The sequence below is a fragment of the Ningiella algicola genome, assembly GCF_028401415.2.
Classification (GTDB): domain Bacteria; phylum Pseudomonadota; class Gammaproteobacteria; order Enterobacterales; family Alteromonadaceae; genus Glaciecola.
Map to the genome: position 1 here is coordinate 3,864,691 of NZ_CP171821.2, position 19,013 is coordinate 3,883,703.

16 protein-coding genes are annotated in these 19,013 nt (G+C 44.8%); 5 read left to right on the top strand and 11 right to left on the bottom strand.

All coding sequences use genetic code 11. The features are described 5' to 3' along the window. Positions 1-26: 26 nt before the first annotated feature. Positions 27-1,367, bottom strand: coding sequence for a M14 family zinc carboxypeptidase (locus PN836_RS16745; RefSeq protein ID WP_395340446.1), 1,341 nt, complete (start codon positions 1,365-1,367; stop codon positions 27-29). A gap of 203 nt (positions 1,368-1,570) precedes the next feature. On the opposite strand from PN836_RS16745, the gene PN836_RS16750 reads away from it, so the two are divergent. Further along, positions 1,571-2,419 carry a MurR/RpiR family transcriptional regulator gene (locus PN836_RS16750; protein WP_395340449.1) on the top strand — a complete coding sequence of 283 codons (849 nt, stop codon included), beginning with the start codon at positions 1,571-1,573 and terminating at the stop codon, positions 2,417-2,419. A gap of 194 nt (positions 2,420-2,613) precedes the next feature. Further along, complete coding sequence (locus PN836_RS16755; protein WP_395340452.1) at positions 2,614-3,798, top strand: serine hydrolase domain-containing protein; 1,185 nt, start codon at positions 2,614-2,616, stop codon at positions 3,796-3,798. Between the two features lie 151 nt (positions 3,799-3,949). On the opposite strand, the gene PN836_RS16760 is transcribed toward PN836_RS16755, so the two are convergent. From PN836_RS16760 to PN836_RS16785, 6 genes are read right to left on the bottom strand one after another with little or no spacing between them, the layout of a single operon-like run. Next, positions 3,950-5,194, bottom strand: coding sequence for an exo-beta-N-acetylmuramidase NamZ domain-containing protein (locus PN836_RS16760; RefSeq protein ID WP_395340455.1), 1,245 nt, complete (start codon positions 5,192-5,194; stop codon positions 3,950-3,952). A 23-nt stretch (positions 5,195-5,217) separates the two neighbouring features. Continuing rightward, entirely contained in the window at positions 5,218-6,135 is a 918-nt protein-coding gene (gene murQ / locus PN836_RS16765) for an N-acetylmuramic acid 6-phosphate etherase (protein ID WP_395340457.1), read from the bottom strand. Next, a complete protein-coding gene (locus PN836_RS16770; protein ID WP_395340460.1) occupies positions 6,132-7,700 on the bottom strand; it encodes a sodium:solute symporter in 1,569 nt (522 codons plus the stop codon). The genes murQ and PN836_RS16770 overlap by 4 nt, the downstream gene beginning before the upstream one ends. Continuing rightward, the gene (gene alr / locus PN836_RS16775) at positions 7,697-8,872 is read right to left on the bottom strand and encodes an alanine racemase (RefSeq protein WP_395340463.1); all 1,176 of its coding nucleotides are present in this window, start codon (positions 8,870-8,872) and stop codon (positions 7,697-7,699) included. The genes PN836_RS16770 and alr overlap by 4 nt, the downstream gene beginning before the upstream one ends. Before the next feature lie 2 nt (positions 8,873-8,874). Continuing rightward, a complete protein-coding gene (locus tag PN836_RS16780) occupies positions 8,875-10,068 on the bottom strand; it encodes a dipeptide epimerase (protein WP_395340466.1) in 1,194 nt (397 codons plus the stop codon). A gap of 40 nt (positions 10,069-10,108) precedes the next feature. Next, positions 10,109-11,584: a hypothetical protein gene (locus tag PN836_RS16785; protein WP_395340469.1), complete on the bottom strand. Its 1,476-nt coding sequence runs from the start codon at positions 11,582-11,584 to the stop codon at positions 10,109-10,111. A 79-nt stretch (positions 11,585-11,663) separates the two neighbouring features. On the opposite strand from PN836_RS16785, the gene PN836_RS16790 reads away from it, so the two are divergent. Then, on the top strand, positions 11,664-12,563 hold the full coding sequence (locus PN836_RS16790) for a BadF/BadG/BcrA/BcrD ATPase family protein (protein WP_395340472.1): 900 nt from the start codon (positions 11,664-11,666) through the stop codon (positions 12,561-12,563). A 3-nt stretch (positions 12,564-12,566) separates the two neighbouring features. Beyond that, positions 12,567-13,736, top strand: coding sequence for an acyl-CoA dehydrogenase (locus tag PN836_RS16795; RefSeq protein ID WP_395340475.1), 1,170 nt, complete (start codon positions 12,567-12,569; stop codon positions 13,734-13,736). A 135-nt stretch (positions 13,737-13,871) separates the two neighbouring features. On the opposite strand, the gene PN836_RS16800 is transcribed toward PN836_RS16795, so the two are convergent. From PN836_RS16800 to ubiD, 4 genes are all read right to left on the bottom strand, one after another. Then, a complete protein-coding gene (locus PN836_RS16800; RefSeq protein WP_395340478.1) occupies positions 13,872-14,336 on the bottom strand; it encodes a thioredoxin family protein in 465 nt (154 codons plus the stop codon). A 65-nt stretch (positions 14,337-14,401) separates the two neighbouring features. Then, positions 14,402-15,175 carry a hypothetical protein gene (locus tag PN836_RS16805; RefSeq protein ID WP_395340481.1) on the bottom strand — a complete coding sequence of 258 codons (774 nt, stop codon included), beginning with the start codon at positions 15,173-15,175 and terminating at the stop codon, positions 14,402-14,404. 97 nt (positions 15,176-15,272) lie between these two features. Continuing rightward, positions 15,273-15,968, bottom strand: coding sequence for an NAD(P)H-flavin reductase (gene fre / locus PN836_RS16810; RefSeq protein ID WP_395340483.1), 696 nt, complete (start codon positions 15,966-15,968; stop codon positions 15,273-15,275). Positions 15,969-16,019: 51 nt separating this feature from the next. Beyond that, on the bottom strand, positions 16,020-17,495 hold the full coding sequence (ubiD, locus tag PN836_RS16815) for a 4-hydroxy-3-polyprenylbenzoate decarboxylase (protein WP_395340486.1): 1,476 nt from the start codon (positions 17,493-17,495) through the stop codon (positions 16,020-16,022). A gap of 509 nt (positions 17,496-18,004) precedes the next feature. Between ubiD and PN836_RS16820 the strand changes: the two genes are divergently transcribed. Next, positions 18,005-18,637: a tetratricopeptide repeat protein gene (locus PN836_RS16820; RefSeq protein WP_395345719.1), complete on the top strand. Its 633-nt coding sequence runs from the start codon at positions 18,005-18,007 to the stop codon at positions 18,635-18,637. The last annotated feature ends 376 nt before the right edge of the window (positions 18,638-19,013 follow it).

Genomic DNA, 19,013 nt, shown 5'->3' on the forward strand with positions numbered 1-19,013 from the left:
ATAATGTGACTTTTTCTTGTTTGTTATTAAGCCAATCTAAGCAATTGCCCGTTAACGACGGCTGCAATGACCTCATCCCCTTTTCGCATCAAAAAGTATGCGGGTTGTTGAAGCACAAGTGCTTGCGGTGAAGCATTTAAGGGTTGATTGAGCAGTATTTGATGATCTGATTGATTGTCAAAGTCTTGTATTTCACCCTGAAACTGAATAACGCCTTGTTTGAGCCAGTCTATAAAACTCTCATTGGTCAAAATAGTGTGAGAGTTAAGGGTGTGCACGGTACCGGAGTCGAAACTAAGTTCACTGGCATCAAATTCCTCAAGGCCAGCTTGAATGCCTAAATCGCCTACTGCGTCTATAAAATATTGATTCGAGTATCTAGCCGTCTGTTTAATACTAATGCTGGCTTGATAGCTATGTCGTCCAACAAAACGTAGGTCGCGGATCACCAAAGACGAAAGCGCTTCTGATACGTTCTCAGGAATCGCCCAATAACGCTCACATAGGGCAGCAACTTCTTGCTCATTGACTTGGTTTTTATGCTGTCGCTGCATATGTAAAAATGCCGCAAGCATCGCTTTAACGTTCATGCGGCGCGCAATTTGTCGGTTAGGATCGTTGGCTGCTGCACCCGATTCAATTAAAATGGTAGCCGCTCCTTTGCCCGCGATGCGATCGCCAAAAGAGCGCGGTGAGAAAGTGTCATCATAGCGCGCAATTGCATTTTTCAGTGTGCTTTCTATTGCCCTCGTCATTGCACCAATGAGCGTGATGGCGAGCTTTCTTGAATCGTCAATATTTTTATCAATATCGTAAGCCGGCGCTAAAAACGCAATTGTTGATGCCATGCCCGTGGTACCTGCTTGATAATAAGGCGACTGATCATGCAAATTGAACGCAATATCGGGCTGAATCTCGTCAACCAAACGCATTAAAATAGTGCCCTCAAGCGTCTGCTTTGCCATTGCATCGCGGTTAATATCAATGGCTTGGGCATTATGGCGGATGCATCGTTGTGCTCCATCAGGGTTCAGCATGGGCACAACATGCAAAGTAAATAGTCCTTCTGGTGCTTCGAGTTCGCTTGTTTGGCGAAGCAAGATATCCAGCAAGTCAAACACTGCTGCCGTCGCCGTTGCTTCATTACCATGCATTTGCGTCCATGCCAGTATTTTAATAGGGCCATGTCCATAGGTGATACGAGTAATACTGCGTCCTTCAAATGAATTACCCTCATGACTTAATCTAATCCTTTCGTCATCTTTGAGCGCTTCGAGCAGCGGTAAAATGTGGTGGTGTTCAATATGCGGTAAATCAAGATCGCTGAGTAAATGGGAGATGGGCGAAGTGTCTGTGGAATTTGCCATAGTGAATTTGTATTTAACAGCTTTTGTGCAGGGCGAGAATGCAAGTAAGATAGCGAAAATTTTGCCCATTGTACAAATTATTCTATGATAAATACTAAAATAAGAATAAAGTATTCCTAAGTTGTACAGGTTGCCATTGGTAAAAAAGTGCGATGAATACTTGTTAGTTTGCTTCAGCACCCATCAATAAGGTGAATCGTGACATGGCAGCATTTTCTAAAATCAAAGCGCTTCGGGGCTCTTTATCGAGCAGTGAGGAAAAGCTAGCGGGCTATATACTGAAATCGCCAGCAGCTTTGCGCGATTTGTCCTCTCAAAAGCTGGCATCCACCGTAGGGGTGAGTCAAAGTTCCGTTGTAAAATTTGCTCAAAAGCTCAAATATAAGGGGTATCCGGCGCTTAAACTGGCGGTGATGGACGATTTGAAGAACGTTGAAACCGACCATCAGAAACTTCACGGCAGCATATCGGTAGATGATGACTACGAAACCATGTCTTCAAAGCTCTTGCAAAGTAAAATCACGGTACTCAATCAAACTAAAAACTTGAATGACAGCGCCGCATTTTCTCAATCTGTCGACTTACTTCGTGGAGCTAACCGCGTTTTAATTACCGGTTTGGGAGGCTCAGCTCTGGTTGGAAAAGACTTTGCCTTTAAATTGCAAAAACTAGGCATTATGGCGCTTTCAGAAATTGACGGACATGCCCAGCTCGCAATTGCCTCTACACTTAATGAAAACGACTTAGTCTTTGCACTCAGTGAGTCTGGCGCTACGCGAGAAGTGGTCAATGTAGTCACACAAGCGAATAACAACGACGTGCCTGTTATATCCGTTACCAAATTCGGTGATACGCCAGTATCGGTAAATGCAAAGGTCCGTTTGTATTCAGTTGCAGAAGAGGCTGCCACACGAATTTCGTCAATACTGGCGCGCACGGCACAAGAGTTTGTCATCGATATTCTATTTATTGCGTTGATGCAATCCTCGGGAGAAAGTCGCTCACTACTGGAAAAATCGCGCGATGTGGTGGCGCAGTTTAGGAATAATTAAATTTTGTCATGGTGCTATTAGCTATATAGATATGAATATCGATGCCGAACTATCAGAGACAATTTATATCTGACGAACTGGCGAGAGCCTATGAAGGTAAAGAAACAGTTAATCTACAATACAAACGGACACCTAAACTTTCTCATAAGTTATTGCGACTCACTTCGTACAATTTCTTGAACTAGGACGTTTTCGTGCTGAAATTGATATACCCACTATTATTTGTAAGCTCTGCTTTTTTGAACAATGCTTTAGCACAAGAAGCACGATCGTTTACTTCGCTTTCGGACATAAGTGAATCTAAGAAACATGAAATTGACCAAGCAATACCTGTATTGATGAAGCAATATGGTGTCAACTCGGTTGGCTTAGGGTTAATTAAAAATACAGAATTGGTCTACTCAGGTTACTTCGGTAATCAACGTGAAGGTGTGCCTGCTAATAAAACGACTCAATTTGATGTAGCGTCGATCACCAAAACAATGACCGCTGAGACTGTTTTAAGGCTCGTTGCCGCCGACAAGCTAACTTTAGATGAACCCATGGCTAATTATTGGGTAGATCCTGATCTTCGTAATGATTCGAAACATTTCAAATTGACCCCTAGAATGGCGTTAAATCATTCAACTGGATTTCCAAACTGGCGTTACTTTTCGGTCGATGGTTCTTTGATGTTTGAGAGTGAACCTGGCACGAGTTATTCGTATTCCGGAGAAGGTTTTGATTATCTCGCACGAATGGTAGAACTTAAGTTACAGAAGCCTTTTGATGCATTGGTGAATGAGTATGTTATCCAAGCATTAGGCTTAAAAAATACCTACTTTCACGTAGCGAAAAGTAACTTTTCTAACCTTAATGAGGCACTTACCGACGAAGGAAAGCATCTTGGACATTATTGTTTTCCATGGGGAGGATGCCGTGAAGAAGGAAGTTGGTCAGCCGCTGACGACTTAAGGATCACTGTAGAGGACTTTGCTGTTTATTTGAAAGCGGTAATGAATGCAGGCGGATACAATGCTGCACTTGTAGCGGATAGAAATACTGTTCAGACAGATATGACTACCCACCCGGACTCTGTATCAATAGTCTGCGCTAGATTAGCTCGCAACAAATGTCCGAAAGAACAAGGGTATGGTTTGGGGTGGCAGGTCGCTGATTACGGCCACACGAAATTGATAAGCCACGGCGGAAGTGATTGGTCAGAGCTAGCTGAAGCATATTTTTACACCGAGTCAAAAGACGGAGTCATTATTTTCTTAAATGGTCTCAATCAAAACTCACTCGCAATGATGCCGCATGTGATCAAGTTGCTGGACCCTGAATCTCCCAAAATTCCGCATTATGAAATGTGGTACGAAAAAGAGTCAGGAGGCCGCTAACTCTAGCAGCAAGCTACACAATCGCTTAGCGACGGATTTGTACCTTCAATAGACCCGCCTTTAGAAGCCATAATTTGAGGAGCCGCTTCTACAAATTAAGGAAAGTGGCTGAAACATGTGTGGTAAACGCCTTTGTTGACACGTTTTAAAATTACTCTGCATACAGCAAATAGGGTGTGCGGAATTTTTCGAACGTTTCAAGCTGACTTTGCCACCCCTTACGAATTTCATTTTCAGTTTTACCGCTCATTATGTTGATGCGCAGCTGGTCTGTACCCGCGAGTTTGTCGAAGAAGTCTGGGGCGGTGAAAAACTTTCTTTGCAGACCTGCGTTTCTAAAAAGCTCGTAGGCCTTGATAAGTGGTGTAAGTGAAAGCCCTTCCATAGTAGAGTTTCGCATATCGACGCCGAAGACTGTCTTTTCCACTAGCTTCGGCGAGGGAGCCGCTTCTGGGCGCGCCTCGGGCACAAAACTGTGCTTGCCAAGCTTTACTTGATGATGCCCGTATTGCTGAAAAGGATAGTCTGTTCCTCGCCCAACACTTACTGCAGTGCCTTCAAAAAAGCACAGCGAAGGATAGAGTTGAACGGCGACATCATTTGGGAGATTGGGTGAGGGGGCAATAGGCAATGAATAGTGCATGCGTTTTTTATACCCTTCTACAGGAACCACATGCAAATCTAGCCGCTGTTGGTCGTCCAATTCAAGCCAGTTTTCACCCTTGATCATAAGTGCAAGTTCTCCTACCGTCATTCCATGCAGTACGGGAATAGGGTGCATACCTACAAATGAGCGAAACTTAGAGTTGAGCACTGGCCCGTCAATGTGCATGCCATTGGGGTTAGGCCGGTCGAGTACTATAAACTGTGCGCCATGTTTAGCGGCCGCTTGCATCATGTAATGCATAGAACTAATGTAGGTGTAAAAGCGTGTGCCGACGTCTTGAATATCGAAAACAATGATATCTAGTTGTGACATAACGGTATCTGGTGGCGTTTTGTTTACGCCATAAATAGATTGAATGGGTACACCTGTTTTTGCATCCACACCGCTTTGGATAGACTCACCGGCACCCTTATCACCGCGTACACCATGCTCCGGCGCAAAGAGCACTCGAATATCAATATCGTGTCCCAAAAGCACATCAACAAGATGTTCATCATTCACTATCGAACTTTGATTCACAACCAGTCCTACTGTTTTATCTCGCAGTGCATCAATGTATAAATGAATGCGCTCAGCTCCGACTTTAATTTGATGGGAGCGTTGCGCGAGATCTTTTTCAGAACCCTGCGCAGTGGTAAACCCTGCAAGAGTTAGCGTCACGACAATAATTAAGAGTTTTACCAACAAGGATACTGAGAGTCGGCATCTTGGTGAGGCACTTACAGTCATTTGCAGTTGCACTTTTTCGTCATTTATTTAAGTGCATCGCGCAAAAAACCCTTGCTATCGTCAAGCATTTTGCTTGCTTGGACGGCATCTGTATGAGTGAGCAGCATAAGAATGGCAACTTTCGCTTTGTTATCAGCTTCTTTTAAAGCATGCTCAGCTTGCTTTCGTGTGCATTGGGTAGCCTGCATAACAATACGAATTGCTCTTGCCTCAAGCTTTTTATTACTGGCGTTAACATCTACCATTAAGTTTTCGTAGACTTTGCCGAGTTTCACCATGCTCGCCGTGCTCATCATATTTAATACAAGCTTTTGTGCCGTCCCTGACTTCATGCGCGTGGAGCCAGTCAAGCATTCTGGGCCGACCGTGACGCAAATTCCAGTTTGTGCAATATCTAAGAGCTCAGAAGAGGGGTTGCAAACCAGGCAAATACTATAAGCGCCTAGCTCATTAGCATGTTCAAGGGCTCCAATAACATAGGGCGTTCGCCCTGATGCTGCAATACCTACCACCACATCATTGACGCTCAGGTCATGTTCTTTTAAATCTTGAACAGCGGCGGATTTGTCGTCTTCCGCTCCCTCAACCGCATGTATAAGCGCGCGCTCTCCACCGGCAATTAGGCCAATGACCAGTGAGTTGGGAACACTAAAAGTGGGTCGACATTCAACCGCATCCAGCACACCTAAACGGCCGCTCGTGCCGGCGCCAGTATATATAAGCCTTCCACCTTTGGACAGGCGCCCAACGATGTGCTCTACAGCTTCTGTAATAGCGGGAAGGGCATTTCTCACTGCTCCTGCGACTTTCGCATCTTCATTATTGATTACTTGAAGCAAGTCATGCGTGCTCAAGGTGTCTAAATCCATGGTATCTGGATTGCGTCCTTCCGATACCAACGCCTCCAACTGTTTGATGAGATCTGTAGAAGAAGCATTCATTGTTGTGTACTCCTTTGACGACCGCTTACGCACACCAACAAAGATAGCGCGGTGCCGATTAATAGCTGCCATGAAAACCCAAGGTCAAATTGCGCGCTTTCAGGCAAGTAGAGGCTTTGCACGTAAGGTTGCATCATCACCGGGGTTAAAAAGCCGATTAATAAAGCGCAAGCGATAGAAAGCGGGGAGCCTCGTTTTGTAAATAAGGCCGTAAAATAGATACCGAGCAAGCCGCTGTACGAAAATACCATGACGCTTAAAGCAAAGGCCAAAAGTGGTGTATCGGTATATTGTTGCCAGTAAAAACACAGAATCGCCATACCTGATAAGGCTAGAGCAACTATGCCCATACTGATGCGCCCTGCACGCACTAATTGCGCTTCTGTTAAGTCTTTGTTGTTATGAATGAGGCCTCGATAGATGTCTTGCACCGCAACAGACGACATAGAGTTTAAACCCGAGTTGAGTGTGGAAAGCGCAGCGGCAATAATACCGATTGTTACAATCGCTTTTATCCCGTTTGGTAAATCGGTCAGCACGTAATACATAAAAATAGTGACGGTTTGACCTTCAAACTGAGGCACGACTTCTGCCCCATTTTCACCACTTGCGAGCGACATAATGTCCGGGCGCTGGTAATAAATAAATAGAAGCAAGCCAATACACACGAAAATAAGCACAACCGGAATACCCATAAAAATGGATGACACTAAGGCTTTGGTTGCACTTTTAGAGTCTTTGCAGGTAAGCATGCGCTGCGTCACATCCTGATCCAGTCCAAAAGCGGCGATGTTAAGCAGTACGAAGCCAGTAATGATGGACCAAAAACTAAACACACCAGCGCTTGAAAAATCTACCGAAAAGTCAATAAAGGTTAATTTAGAGGGCTCTCCATCGCCGGGGGTTCTGAGTACGTCTATCATGCTTGAAAAGTCAGCTGGAATAGTGATGTACAGATAGAACAAAACCAACAGTGCCGCCGAAATATAAACTAAACATTGAATGGCGTCAGAGTAGATAACGCTTCGAATACCGCCGTACATGGTATAGGCGAAACCGATGGATGCAATAATGAGCACCGCCGTAACAACACTCCCAGCTTGAATGTCTCCAAATAGAATCATTGACACTGCAATGGCTGCCATGAACAAGCGTGCACCACTGGCAAAGAGGCGACCGCTCAAATAAACAAGGCCTGCCTGATACTTTGCATTGGCGCCAAACCGTTGCTCGAGGAGTTCGTAAACCGTAAATACTTTCAGCGCGTAAAAGCGCGGAAGCAGAAAGCTAGCTACGAAGATGGCGGCAATAAACCCTGCAATATTGGTGGCTAAATAGGTCAAGTCTCCACGATAACCTTGATCAGGCCCACCTAAAAAGGTCGCAGCAGATTGTGAGGTGGCTAATACCGATATACCCACTACCCAGATAGGCATGGTATTTCCACCTAAGAAGTAATCGGTAGAGTCCTTTGCTTTTTTATTAAGTAAGTAGCCACTTACTAACAGGATAAGCCCATATGAGGCAAACACCGTCCAGTCAAGCCACGAGAATTGGTCAATCATTCGCTTCTCTCATTTGTCATCACTCCTTGATATTTGCGCTTTACGCGGCTCGAAATACGGGTCATTAGTTCATATCCAATAGTGCCAACGTGTTCAGCCACTTCATTAACCGACACGTGTTCTCCCCACAGCTCCACTTCGTCAAACAAATCAATGTTACTATGGTCTGTCACGTCAAAAGTGAGCATGTCCATGGATACACGCCCGACCAGTTTGATTCTTTGTCCCTTGCAATAGGCGGGTGTACCGCTTGGTGCATGACGTGGATAACCATCTGCATAGCCAATGGATACCGTCGCAATTGTTGTTTGTCGCTGAGCTTGCCATGTTGCTCCATAGCCCACCGTATCTCCCTTTGGAATATGGCGAATAGCTACAACTTTTGCGACTAAGGTCATCGCGGGTTTTAATGTCGGTCTGGTAATAGAGTTATTCTGCTTATCGGAACTCATGGTCTTTGAGAGTTCTGATGGAAGTTCAGGTAATCGCGGGAGTTTATAGTCGCTTGGAAAAGGTGAGCTGCCGTAAAGCGTAATGCCGATGCGATTGTAGTCTTGTTTAGCATCTTTATGTTCAATTGCTCCTGCGGAATTGGCAATGGACAGGGCAAATCCATGCGCTTTAGCCTTGTCTAAAAAGCTCGAGATTTGCGTAGCAGCATGCGAGTTATTTGGCTCATCTGCGCACGCAAGATGCGTTGCAATGACTGAATGCCGATTAATAACAGATGTGTTTTCAGCAATAATCTTTTCAAAGTCTTCAATGGGAAATCCTAAGCGGTGCATACCCGTATCGAACTTCAACCAAAGGTGGGCGCCAAGCGAAGAGCGTTCTTTTAATTCGCCCAACCACGCTAACTGTGCTCTGTTATGAACCATCCAATGCAAGTTTTCACTGAATGTAAGCTTGAGCTCGTGCGCTTGATGCGGGCCTTGAAGTATGAGGATTGGTTTACTAATACCAGCCTCTCGCAAGTCAAGCGCTTCGTCAATAAACGCAACGGCGAACATATCTACGTCATCCTCAATATGGCGTGCGACTTGTATTGCGCCATGTCCATAAGAGTCCGCTTTTACAACAGCAACCACCCGACTGCTTGGCGAATAGGCTTTCAGCAGCGTGAGATTGTAAGTAAGTGCATTTAAATCAATGCGGGCGTAGGTGTGTCTCATACTTATTGATGAACCTCTGGCTTGGCATCATTTTCAATCCAGGGTGTCAACTCTTCATAGTGCTGAATCCCCAAACCCGGAGTGGTGTTTAGGCGAATATTGGCATCCTCAAATGTTGTCGCATTTTTTATTGGATCGTATTGACCTAAGCTTGGACCATCTAAGTCAATAAAGCGAATGACATCAGGATGAGCATAGGCTAAATGGGCAGCCGCAGCCACGCCAATACTGCCCTCGAGCATGCAACCAATCATGCACTGTATGCTGTGCTGTCGACAATACTCGATAATTTTTTCAGCGCCATACAAGCCGCCTGTCTTTGCTAGCTTAATATTAACGATGTCGCAAGCTTGCATCTTATGCAAACGTTTTACTTGCTCCAAATTAAACGCACTTTCATCCGCCATCAGTGGGGTTAGTGTATTGGCTTTAATAGCCTGTAAGCCTAAATAGTCAATTGCGGTCACCGGTTGCTCTATTAATTCAAAATGGATGTCATTTGCCTCGAGCGTTTGCATGATTTTAATCGTTGTAGCGGCATCCCAACCTTGATTGACATCGAGTCGAAGTGCGAGGTCCTTAGCTGCGTGAGCCTTATGGATGTGCTGCACAATTTTCTTAATGCGTATTAAGTCTTCAGCGGGTTGGTTGCCTATTTTTATTTTTAAACAGCGATAGTTCCGTAAAAGTGCATGATCAATGTCTATGCACATCTGTTGAATGTCATTTACGCTGATTGTGTAGTCGGTTTCCAGCAGGGGTATACGCGACGACTGTCGATGATTATTAGCAATTGGATGTTTGTCCCGCAAAAATTCAAATAAGGCTTTATTATGGTATCGGGAAACAGCATCGTGTAATGCAATATCTGCGGCGGCTTTAGCATTGCTGCCAATTGTAGGGAGTTGATAAAGTTCGTCTATTAAATCGGAAAAATCGTCCAGTGACCGGTTAGTTAACCAAGGCCTAATAACATCCTTAAAGGCACGGAAGATTGATTCATGGCTATCGCCGGTAATTTTTACAGTATCAGGCGCTGAACCGAAGCCGCTCACAACGTTCTCAGGTTGATTCGGATCAGAGCAATTGAGTCTGATGACAATATCGTGAATATCGTTCACTTCACGTATGGCTGTCCGAAAGGGCGTGCGCAGAGGTACTTTATGACTAAACACGGAAACAGAATCAACTAGCATGAGGGTACGTCGCTTGCGGGCGTGATTATATGCACTTGCTTCATTCTTGCTTTGAAAACAGTTTTCGGAGGCTTTTTGTCAGCAGCACCTGCATCTTTTGCCCTGCCAATGGCAAGTTCTCCTCACGGGCTTCATCCACAGCTACCTGCGCGGCAATCGTAAATTCTCTGCCGCCTTGAAATTGCGGTAGACAGACATGTGCTAGCACCACATTTTCGGTGGTCGAGCGCGTTTCGCTTGGCCCCCAGCCTATCTTTTGAAAGACTCGCCATTGCCCATCACTGACCTTATCGAGCACATTTTTAGGATTTTTAACGCTCTCGCCAGATATGGCTTCGGCTAGCGCATAATGCAACATGGTCGAAATACCTAACATCATCCCTCCGACACGTTTGTCTGAGTAGGAATTGCCGCTACCATAAAAAAGGGTGGACAGGTCTTGCGTCGTCAACATGGGATGAGCGGTGCTTGGGTCTCTATCGTGCGTGGCTAAACGTTTTAACCATTCTGCTTGAGCAAGCGTTGTCATCGGTTTATTGCCCGTTAATCCGCAGCTTTCACAGCGATAGGGTAAGTAGCCAGGATCGTCGGCAGCATTTAAAAATGGACTAATGGAGGTACTTTTATCTTCGTCGAGCATTTGCCAAATGTAACTACTAGGTTCAAAAGCCACTGGACCGTAAGCACCCCGAAAATAGCTTTTTGAATCAGAGAGTTTTAACCACTCATCGTAAAACAAAGCGCTAAGGTAATCTCTGCCCGCGAGATTGGCAAAGAATGTGGCCAATGCATTAGATTCTCCAGAAGCAGTACCAAACGCTTCGTAGCTATTGATCCCGGTTATCATATCTGCCACGAAGGTCTCGCCAACTTTTGCCTGCGCCCCAAGTCCTTGTTGTCTCATCTTCGCCAACGCACCCGTGAAAGCAAATATTTTTGATGAACTCCATGGTTCATATAGGTCATTATGGCTATTGTCATTACTTAAATAGCGATATTTAAGGGTAGATGTATCAGCGTTTTGCCTATCATTTTGCTCAGCTTGAGCAAAATCTATCAGCAGAATACGCCCCTCGCTTGCAGGAATGTCGAAAAACTCTGGGGAATGAGAAATTCGTGACTCCCAGCCATCTTCAGTGCTTTTGCTTTCCCGCGAGCTAAGATAGCGTTCATTGTTCTTTGCCTGAAGCTGACAGTTTATGGTCTTTGATACCAAGTTACTTGGCAGGTATGGGGCAGCGTTCATCACAGTTTCATAAAACTCCTTTTCGCGGGATGCGGCTTCCATTCTCTGAACGGTTTGGATACTCGCTTGGTTATTATCCGTATTTTCTTTAAGGGTTTGCTGATCATTTTTACCGCACCCAAGGCAAAGCAATGCACAAACAACTATTAAAGCAATCTTAATTGGTGAATATGCAACGCTTCGATATACTATAAAGCTCGAGCTTGTGCGCTTAAAACGAACATCATTAGATGCACGATATTTAGCACAAAGGCTATCAATTATTACCATTATTCAAAATTACGTGTAACATTTGGAATAATTTATTAATCCCTGTTTGCTGGACAATGTCAATGGAAGAATGCGCTTGATGGCAAAATATATTATTGGGGTAGATGGCGGCGGCAGCAAATGCAAGGCGTCTTTATACCGTTTATCAGCAACACAGCAAACTTCACACCTTGGTGATGATGCATCACCTATTGCTTCGATTGTGACAGGGCCCGCAAATGTCTTTAGCAGTTTTGACCTTGCTGCCAGTTCAATAATGTCGGCAGCTACCCAGCTTTGTGAACGACAAAATATTAAATTAGCACAGTGTATTTTGAGTGCCGGTTGCGCCGGTGGCGGAATGTCGGCGGCACAAACTAAGTTTAAGCTTTGGCAGCACCCCTTCGCTAAAGCGTATCTACTAAGCGATGTTGAGGCCTCATGTATTAGCGCAAACGCCCAGAAACCATGCGCGTTGATCATTATCGGTACAGGGTCGTGTCTTGCGCTATATCACCCTGACGAGTTCAGTACTTTAGGCGGACATGGTATGCTGCTTGGAGATATAGCTGGTGGGGCGTGGTTAGGTAAGCAAGTACTTACTTGGTATCTGCAATTTCTGGATGGGCTAGAAGATTCTGACCCCTTATCTGAGGCAATGGCGCAACATTTAGGGCGTGACGCAAATGCGGTGGTCGAGCGCTTTTCTCATGACTGTGCAAAACAACTTGCGTCTTGCGCTCACTATGTGTTTGAACAGCGAGTATCATCCCCGGTTTGCCAGGCTATATTGCATCAATCTACCCGCTACATATCGGCTCTTATCAATAAAGCTCGTGAACATAGCGAAGCAGTCTTTATTGATGGTGGACTTGCTTCAAGCTATCTACCTCTGCTAAACGGGCAGCGTTCCGACTCACTAAAAAGGCCATTTAAAAGCGCAGAGCATGGTGCTTTTTTACATGGTTCGAAAATGTATCGAATGGAAACTGAGAAATAAAACATGTTAGTACATTGGGACGACATTCTATTACTTCATGAACAGTTAAGTGAAGATGAGCGCATGGTTCAGGCAAGCGCAAAAGACTTCGCACAAACTGAATTAATGCCAGGGATCATACAGGCAAACAGGCGATCTCAATTTGACACTCGTATTATGCGAAAAATGGGCGAAGCAGGACTGTTAGGCGCAACTATTGATGGCTACGGATGCGCAGGTGTGAACTACGTCTCCTATGGCCTTATTGCCCGAGAAATTGAGCGCGTCGACAGCGCATACAGAAGCGCGTTAAGCGTGCAGTCATCGCTTGTCATGCACCCTATATTCGCTTTTGGCAGTAAAGCGCAAAAAGAGCGTTATTTGCCCAAGCTTGCACGCGGTGAACTTATTGGCTGTTTCGGCTTAACTGAATCAGATGCAGGGTCAGACCCGGCCTCGATGAAAACCGTCGCGAGGAAAATCGATGATGGTTTCATCTTAAATGGCAGTAAAATGTGGATCACAAACTCTCCTATTGCGGATGTATTTGTTGTTTGGGCAAAACTGACTGACACGGGTGCCATTCATGGCTTTGTTCTGGAAAGGGGAATGAGTGGCTTGTCGGCGCCTAAGATTGAAGGCAAACTTTCGCTGAAAGCGTCCATCACAGGTGAGATTGTGATGCAGGATGTAAAAGTAAATGCAGACGCGATCCTGCCAAAAGTGAGCGGCTTGAAAGGGCCATTTTCGTGCTTAAACATGGCTCGCTACGGCATTTCATGGGGCGTGTTGGGAGCCGCGGAGTTTTGTTGGCATCAGGCGCGTCAATATGGCCTTGACCGCAAGCAGTTTGACAGACCCTTAGCGCAAACACAGTTATACCAGACAAAACTAGCGAATATGCAAAGCGACATTGCCTTGGGTTTACAAGGTACGTTGAGACTTGGCCGTCTAATTGACGCTAAAAAAATGAATCCAGCCATGATTTCGCTTATGAAGCGGAACAATTGTCAAAAAGCCTTGGACATTGCGCGCGACGCTAGAGACATGCACGGCGGTAATGGCATCAGTGACGAATTTCATGTAATGCGTCATATGATCAACCTTGAAACAGTGAATACCTATGAAGGAACACACGATATACATGGTTTGATATTGGGAAGAGCGCAGACTGGATTGCAAAGCTTTTTCTAGCATTAGGCTTTCAACCATGTTTCTTTGGCGCATGGAAATGCATGCAAAAAAAAAGAGACCGTGTAATCTTCTGCGGGCACATAATTACAGAAGTTGTATGTCACAACGGTCTCTATCAACGCATTCACTATAGTTCTACTGAACCTGATAAGCCATCAACACTTTATGTAAATTAGCTTGATATTGATTTGGGTCAAATATAAGCGGAAGTTCAGTCACTTTCTCGCCTTTCTCATCAAGTACGAGCACCCTAGGAAACCCAATTAAATCGTGAGTTTTGGCAAAGCCTTGCCCTTCTGCGGAATCGTGATCTATTTCAACGAAGGTAAAATGCTCAGATATAGTGTCTGCAACATCTGCATTTGCAAAAACTTCCTGATCAAGCTTGCGACAGCTAGGGCACCAAATCGCAGAATAATCGGCCAAAATGAGCGTCTTTTTTTCTGCCGCAGCGCTTAGACCTTGCTCAAGGCTGAGTATTTCAAAGGGTATTGCTTTGCGCGCTAGCTCACCTAAGTGGCTTTGCACAAACCGATTACCAAAATACAAAAGTGAAAATAGACCTACAACAACGGCGGCATTGACTGCGAATTTGCGCATAACGAGAAACAGCTTATTTTTAACGTGGCGATGCTAATATAGACCGCCACACATAAGGAATTATTTCACCAGCGCTTTAAAATATCGCGATACAGTGCTTGATCAAGCGTGCTTTGCGCGCCGGAGGCTGGCACATAAATGGATGCTAGCTCACCGCTGGTGCGCAGTTGCTCAATGCCATTCTCAAAAGCATCAATCGTTTGTTGAGCTTGGTCGAAGCGGGTGTGCATGGCTAAGCTCACATCAACTCTTAAGATGGGGTTTTGCGAGATATAGAGCGGCTCTTGATCAATCGCTATGAGCATTTTATTCATCTCTTGCAGCATGATTAAATCTGCGACTACATAATTAACACGTTGCTCAGCGAGCTGTTCGATATTGCTAAAAAAATCTTGTGCGCGAGCCCACTTCACGGTGCGTTGAGAACGAACTTGGTCGGTGTTTGCAAAGCGTGTTTCAAGACCTACTCGCTCTCTGTAAAGCTCGTCGAGCTTACTAATTTCTTGTGCATTGGCGTCAGTAGAGGCGACATGCAAATCGAGCGTAACGTAAGGGCTGGAGTATATATAGTTTTGATCAAAATCATTGAGGGAGTAGTGATCAATGTAACCATTGTACTGCCCATTTCTTAAACCGCTCCCCGACCACGCTTGGGTGGTAGCGGTGATTGAATGCTCTATATCACCTAATGCGGCCTCGACTAAATCAGTCAATCTGGATGATTGGTTTCTATCATTGATGAAGGTTTCAACTTTGTTGCCGACAAGGCGTACTTCTTGAGCATAACTTGAAAATCCAACCAGCAATAAGCTTGCTGCAAACCACGCGAGCTTTAACATTCATAACCTCTAATTAAACATACCGTTAGTTAAAACGTGATTTTGAGCATAATGGTTTATTGCGTGGGTTTATTGCGCCAAAACGATTAACAACGCGCTAGATAAATGCAAAGGCATCACCAATTAAATTCTCTGATTTCAAGCCGACGTTCAATAAGTCGTCTTTAACCGCTTTGGCCATTTCAAAGCGCCCTGCAACGTAAACTTGTTTGTCAGAAAAGTCGGTAACTTCTGACATCAGAACGCGATGGACCAATCCTGTCTTCCCAGCAAAATTACCGTTAGCCTTCTCTACCACAGGCACGAAGGTAAATTGAGGATGTTGCTCGCTCAAGTGCGTTAGCGCAGTAGCCTCATACAAATCATCGAAGGTCTTGCTACCCCAATATAAGGACACTTTGCGCTGGGGTTGAGACGCTAAAATTTCCATCAACAGTGACTTGGTATAAGAGTACCCAGTTCCACCTGCAAGTAAGATTGCTTCTAACTCACTACTTTGAAGATAAGCACTTCCGTGAGCAACTTCTATCATCAAGCTTTGGTCTTGCTCAAGCTTTTGTATCACTTCATAGGCATATGGGTTTTCGGGTGCCGCGCCAATATGCAGCTCTATGAGTTTCGAATTAGCAGGAATGCTTGCGATTGAGAACGGTCTCTTGTCTTGCTCAGCCATTACTACCTGTAAATACTGGCCTGCCTTAAATGTTATTGCTTCTTGAGTTTCGAGTAATACTTTAAATACATAGGGAGTAAGTGACTCTTTACTTACTAAGTTTGCTTTTATCGCTGTCATGCTGTTCCTAGGTGTTGCGCTAGCGCCTAATTCTACTTCGCTTTTTTTAATTTATTTTTTGTCGATAAGATTAAGTTCATCCCAAAGCGAATCAATTTTTTGTTTTACATCATCATCCATTACGATGGGCGTACCCCATTCTCGGTCAGTTTCGCCGGGCAGTTTGTTAGTTGCGTCCATGCCCATCTTGGAGCCTAAGCCAGATACGGGCGAGGCGAAATCCAAGTAATCTATGGGGGTGTTTTCAATTAATGTCGTGTCTCGAGCTGGATCCATTCGCGTCGTGATAGCCCAAATGACGTCGTTCCAATCGCGAGCGTTGACATCATCATCGCATACTATCACGAATTTCGTGTACATGAATTGACGCAGAAATGACCAGACACCCATCATCACGCGTTTTGCATGCCCAGGATACTGTTTTTTCATAGTCACGACGGCCATGCGATACGAGCAGCCCTCAGGAGGTAAATAAAAATCTACAATTTCGGGAAACTGTTTTTGCAGTATCGGTACGAACACTTCATTTAACGCGACGCCCAAAATAGCTGGTTCGTCTGGTGGTCGTCCAGTGTAAGTGCTGTGATAAATCGGCTTATCTCGATGAGTAATGTGAGTTACTGTAAACACGGGGAAGGAGTCAACTTCGTTATAGTATCCCGTATGGTCTCCATAGGGACCTTCATCAGCCATCTCATCTTGCGCAATATATCCCTCTAGGACAATTTCAGCGCTAGCAGGTACTTGTAAATCGTTCGAAATACAGTTCACAACTTCCGTTTTATCTCCTCTGAGTAGGCCTGCAAATGCATATTCTGAGAGCGTGTCAGGAACGGGGGTGACCGCGCCTAAAATGGTGGCAGGATCAGCACCCAGCGCTACCGACACCGGATAGGGTTCCAATGGGTGGGTTTGACACCATTCTTTAAAATCAAGCGCACCTCCGCGATGAGATAGCCAGCGCATAATAAGCTTATTCTTAGCAATCACTTGCTGTCGATAAATACCTAGGTTTTGGCGTTTCTTATGCGGGCCGCGAGTCACGGTTAAGCCCCAAGTAACTAAAGGTGCTGCATCACCAGGCCAGCAGCGCTGAACGGGAAGGGCGTGCAAATCTACGGCATCGCCCTCAATTACATGCTGCTGACAAGGCGCTTTTCGAACCACCTTTGCAGGCATGTTCAAGACTTGTTTAAACACCGGAATTTTACTAAATAAGTCTTTTATGCCCTTTGGCGGCTCGGGTTCTTTAAGAAAGGCTAAAAGCTTACCTACCTCGCGAAGCGCCTCTACCGATTCTTGCCCCATACCAAGTGCCACCCGCTTGGGTGTGCCGAATAAATTTGCCAATACGGGAATATCAGAACCTTTTGGATTTTCAAATAAAATAGCAGGTCCCCCTGCGCGAAGCGTGCGATCGGCAATCTCTGTCATTTCAAGCTCAGTATCGATTTCCATACTGATGCGCTTGAGCTCGCCCATTTTTTCGAGCTGTTCGATAAAATCTCGCAAATCTTTATATTTCATAAAGCTACAATTAAGTCCCACAGTGAAATTACAGCATGTGATTACTACGCTTTCTTGATAAATGGAGCGCGCTCACGACGAAAAGGCTAAGCCTGATGGTTTCTATGAATATTCTACATGAATTTGCTGAGATAAGTTTAGGGGGTATTGAACTTCTGGGTTTGGAACGCTTGCGTAATTAACCTCAATTCGGGATAAGTGATAGTGCAAATGCTTGTTTTAAGGTTGTACTTATTAAATTATCACCAAGTAGTGATAAAAACGTGAAGTACAAGGCGCAAAAGTGACGTAATAGTGATTCTATTGCTCGCTTTTGCAACGCAGTAATTCGCGTTTTTAGCGCTGCTTGGCGCTGTCGCTTATCCCGAGTTGAGGTTAATTATCAACTAAGCTATTTTTGTCGTGCTTGTGCATTATGCTTCACACATTAAAAAGCAGTTCAAAAAAATTGGGAGTTGCCGATATAACAAAGAATGTTGATTAACGAGAACCTAGTCATGAAATCTGCTTTGAAACGCGTGATTATCCATCCTCTTTTTATTGTGTTTTTGGCTATCACTTGCACCAGCCACAGCTATGCTCAGCAACTAGAAGCGGTGCAGTTGTATTCGCAAGACGAATTAATCAAACTCATTAATCAAAATGCGCATTTAGAGCGCGTGGTCTCAGACCGATGTCAACTGGTGCAAGATATTGAAGCTCGTGCGGATATCATGATGATTCCTGCCTATCAATTTTTGTGGGGCGATATGCTTGCATGGGGTGTTTGTGTTGACGCCAATCCGACTCAAGGTATGTTTTACATCAGGCAGGCAGCTGATCACGGTTTACCGGCTGCACTTGAACAGTTGGGGCGCTATCATGCTAAAGGAACGCTCGTACAAGAGGATAAGCAGCGCGCTGTTGTGTATTTGCGAGAGGCTTCGGCGCTTGGCAACTTAAAAGCGCAATTACAACTGGCAGAGCTTTTCATAGATGGACACGGCAGCCCATATGACTTCGAAGACCTCTATCACTGGTTATACAACGCGGTCACCAATGACTCGGATATGCATCAACGGATTGCGATTTATATGCGTGAGTTAGAATACCTTATGCATCCAAAAGCGGTAAGAAGCGCTAAGCGTCCGTTGGTGGACTAGGGCGTGTTGATCTTTGCTGTATGAATTTTGTACGCTCTGTGTGTTCATCGATCGCGGCACATGCTCGCAGGTGCAGTATATCTGCATCAAGAGCATGTAACAAAGAGCGGTGGACACACAGAGCTCACCCTTTGTGGCTCCCACAGCAGTGAGCGCTTGTGCACCATTTATACTGCATCATCGCAATTTTATGTAGATGACTACACTTCAATTGCGTTTCTTTGTCTAAATAGCGCACAAACTGCTGCAAAATCATACAGCAAAGATCAACACGCCCTAGTGTTCAAAGCAAAGTATAAGCTCTTGTATTAAATTTCTTACATCAATATCACCTTTGAGATCCCAGTCAAATTAAAATAGTTGCTACTGCTTATGG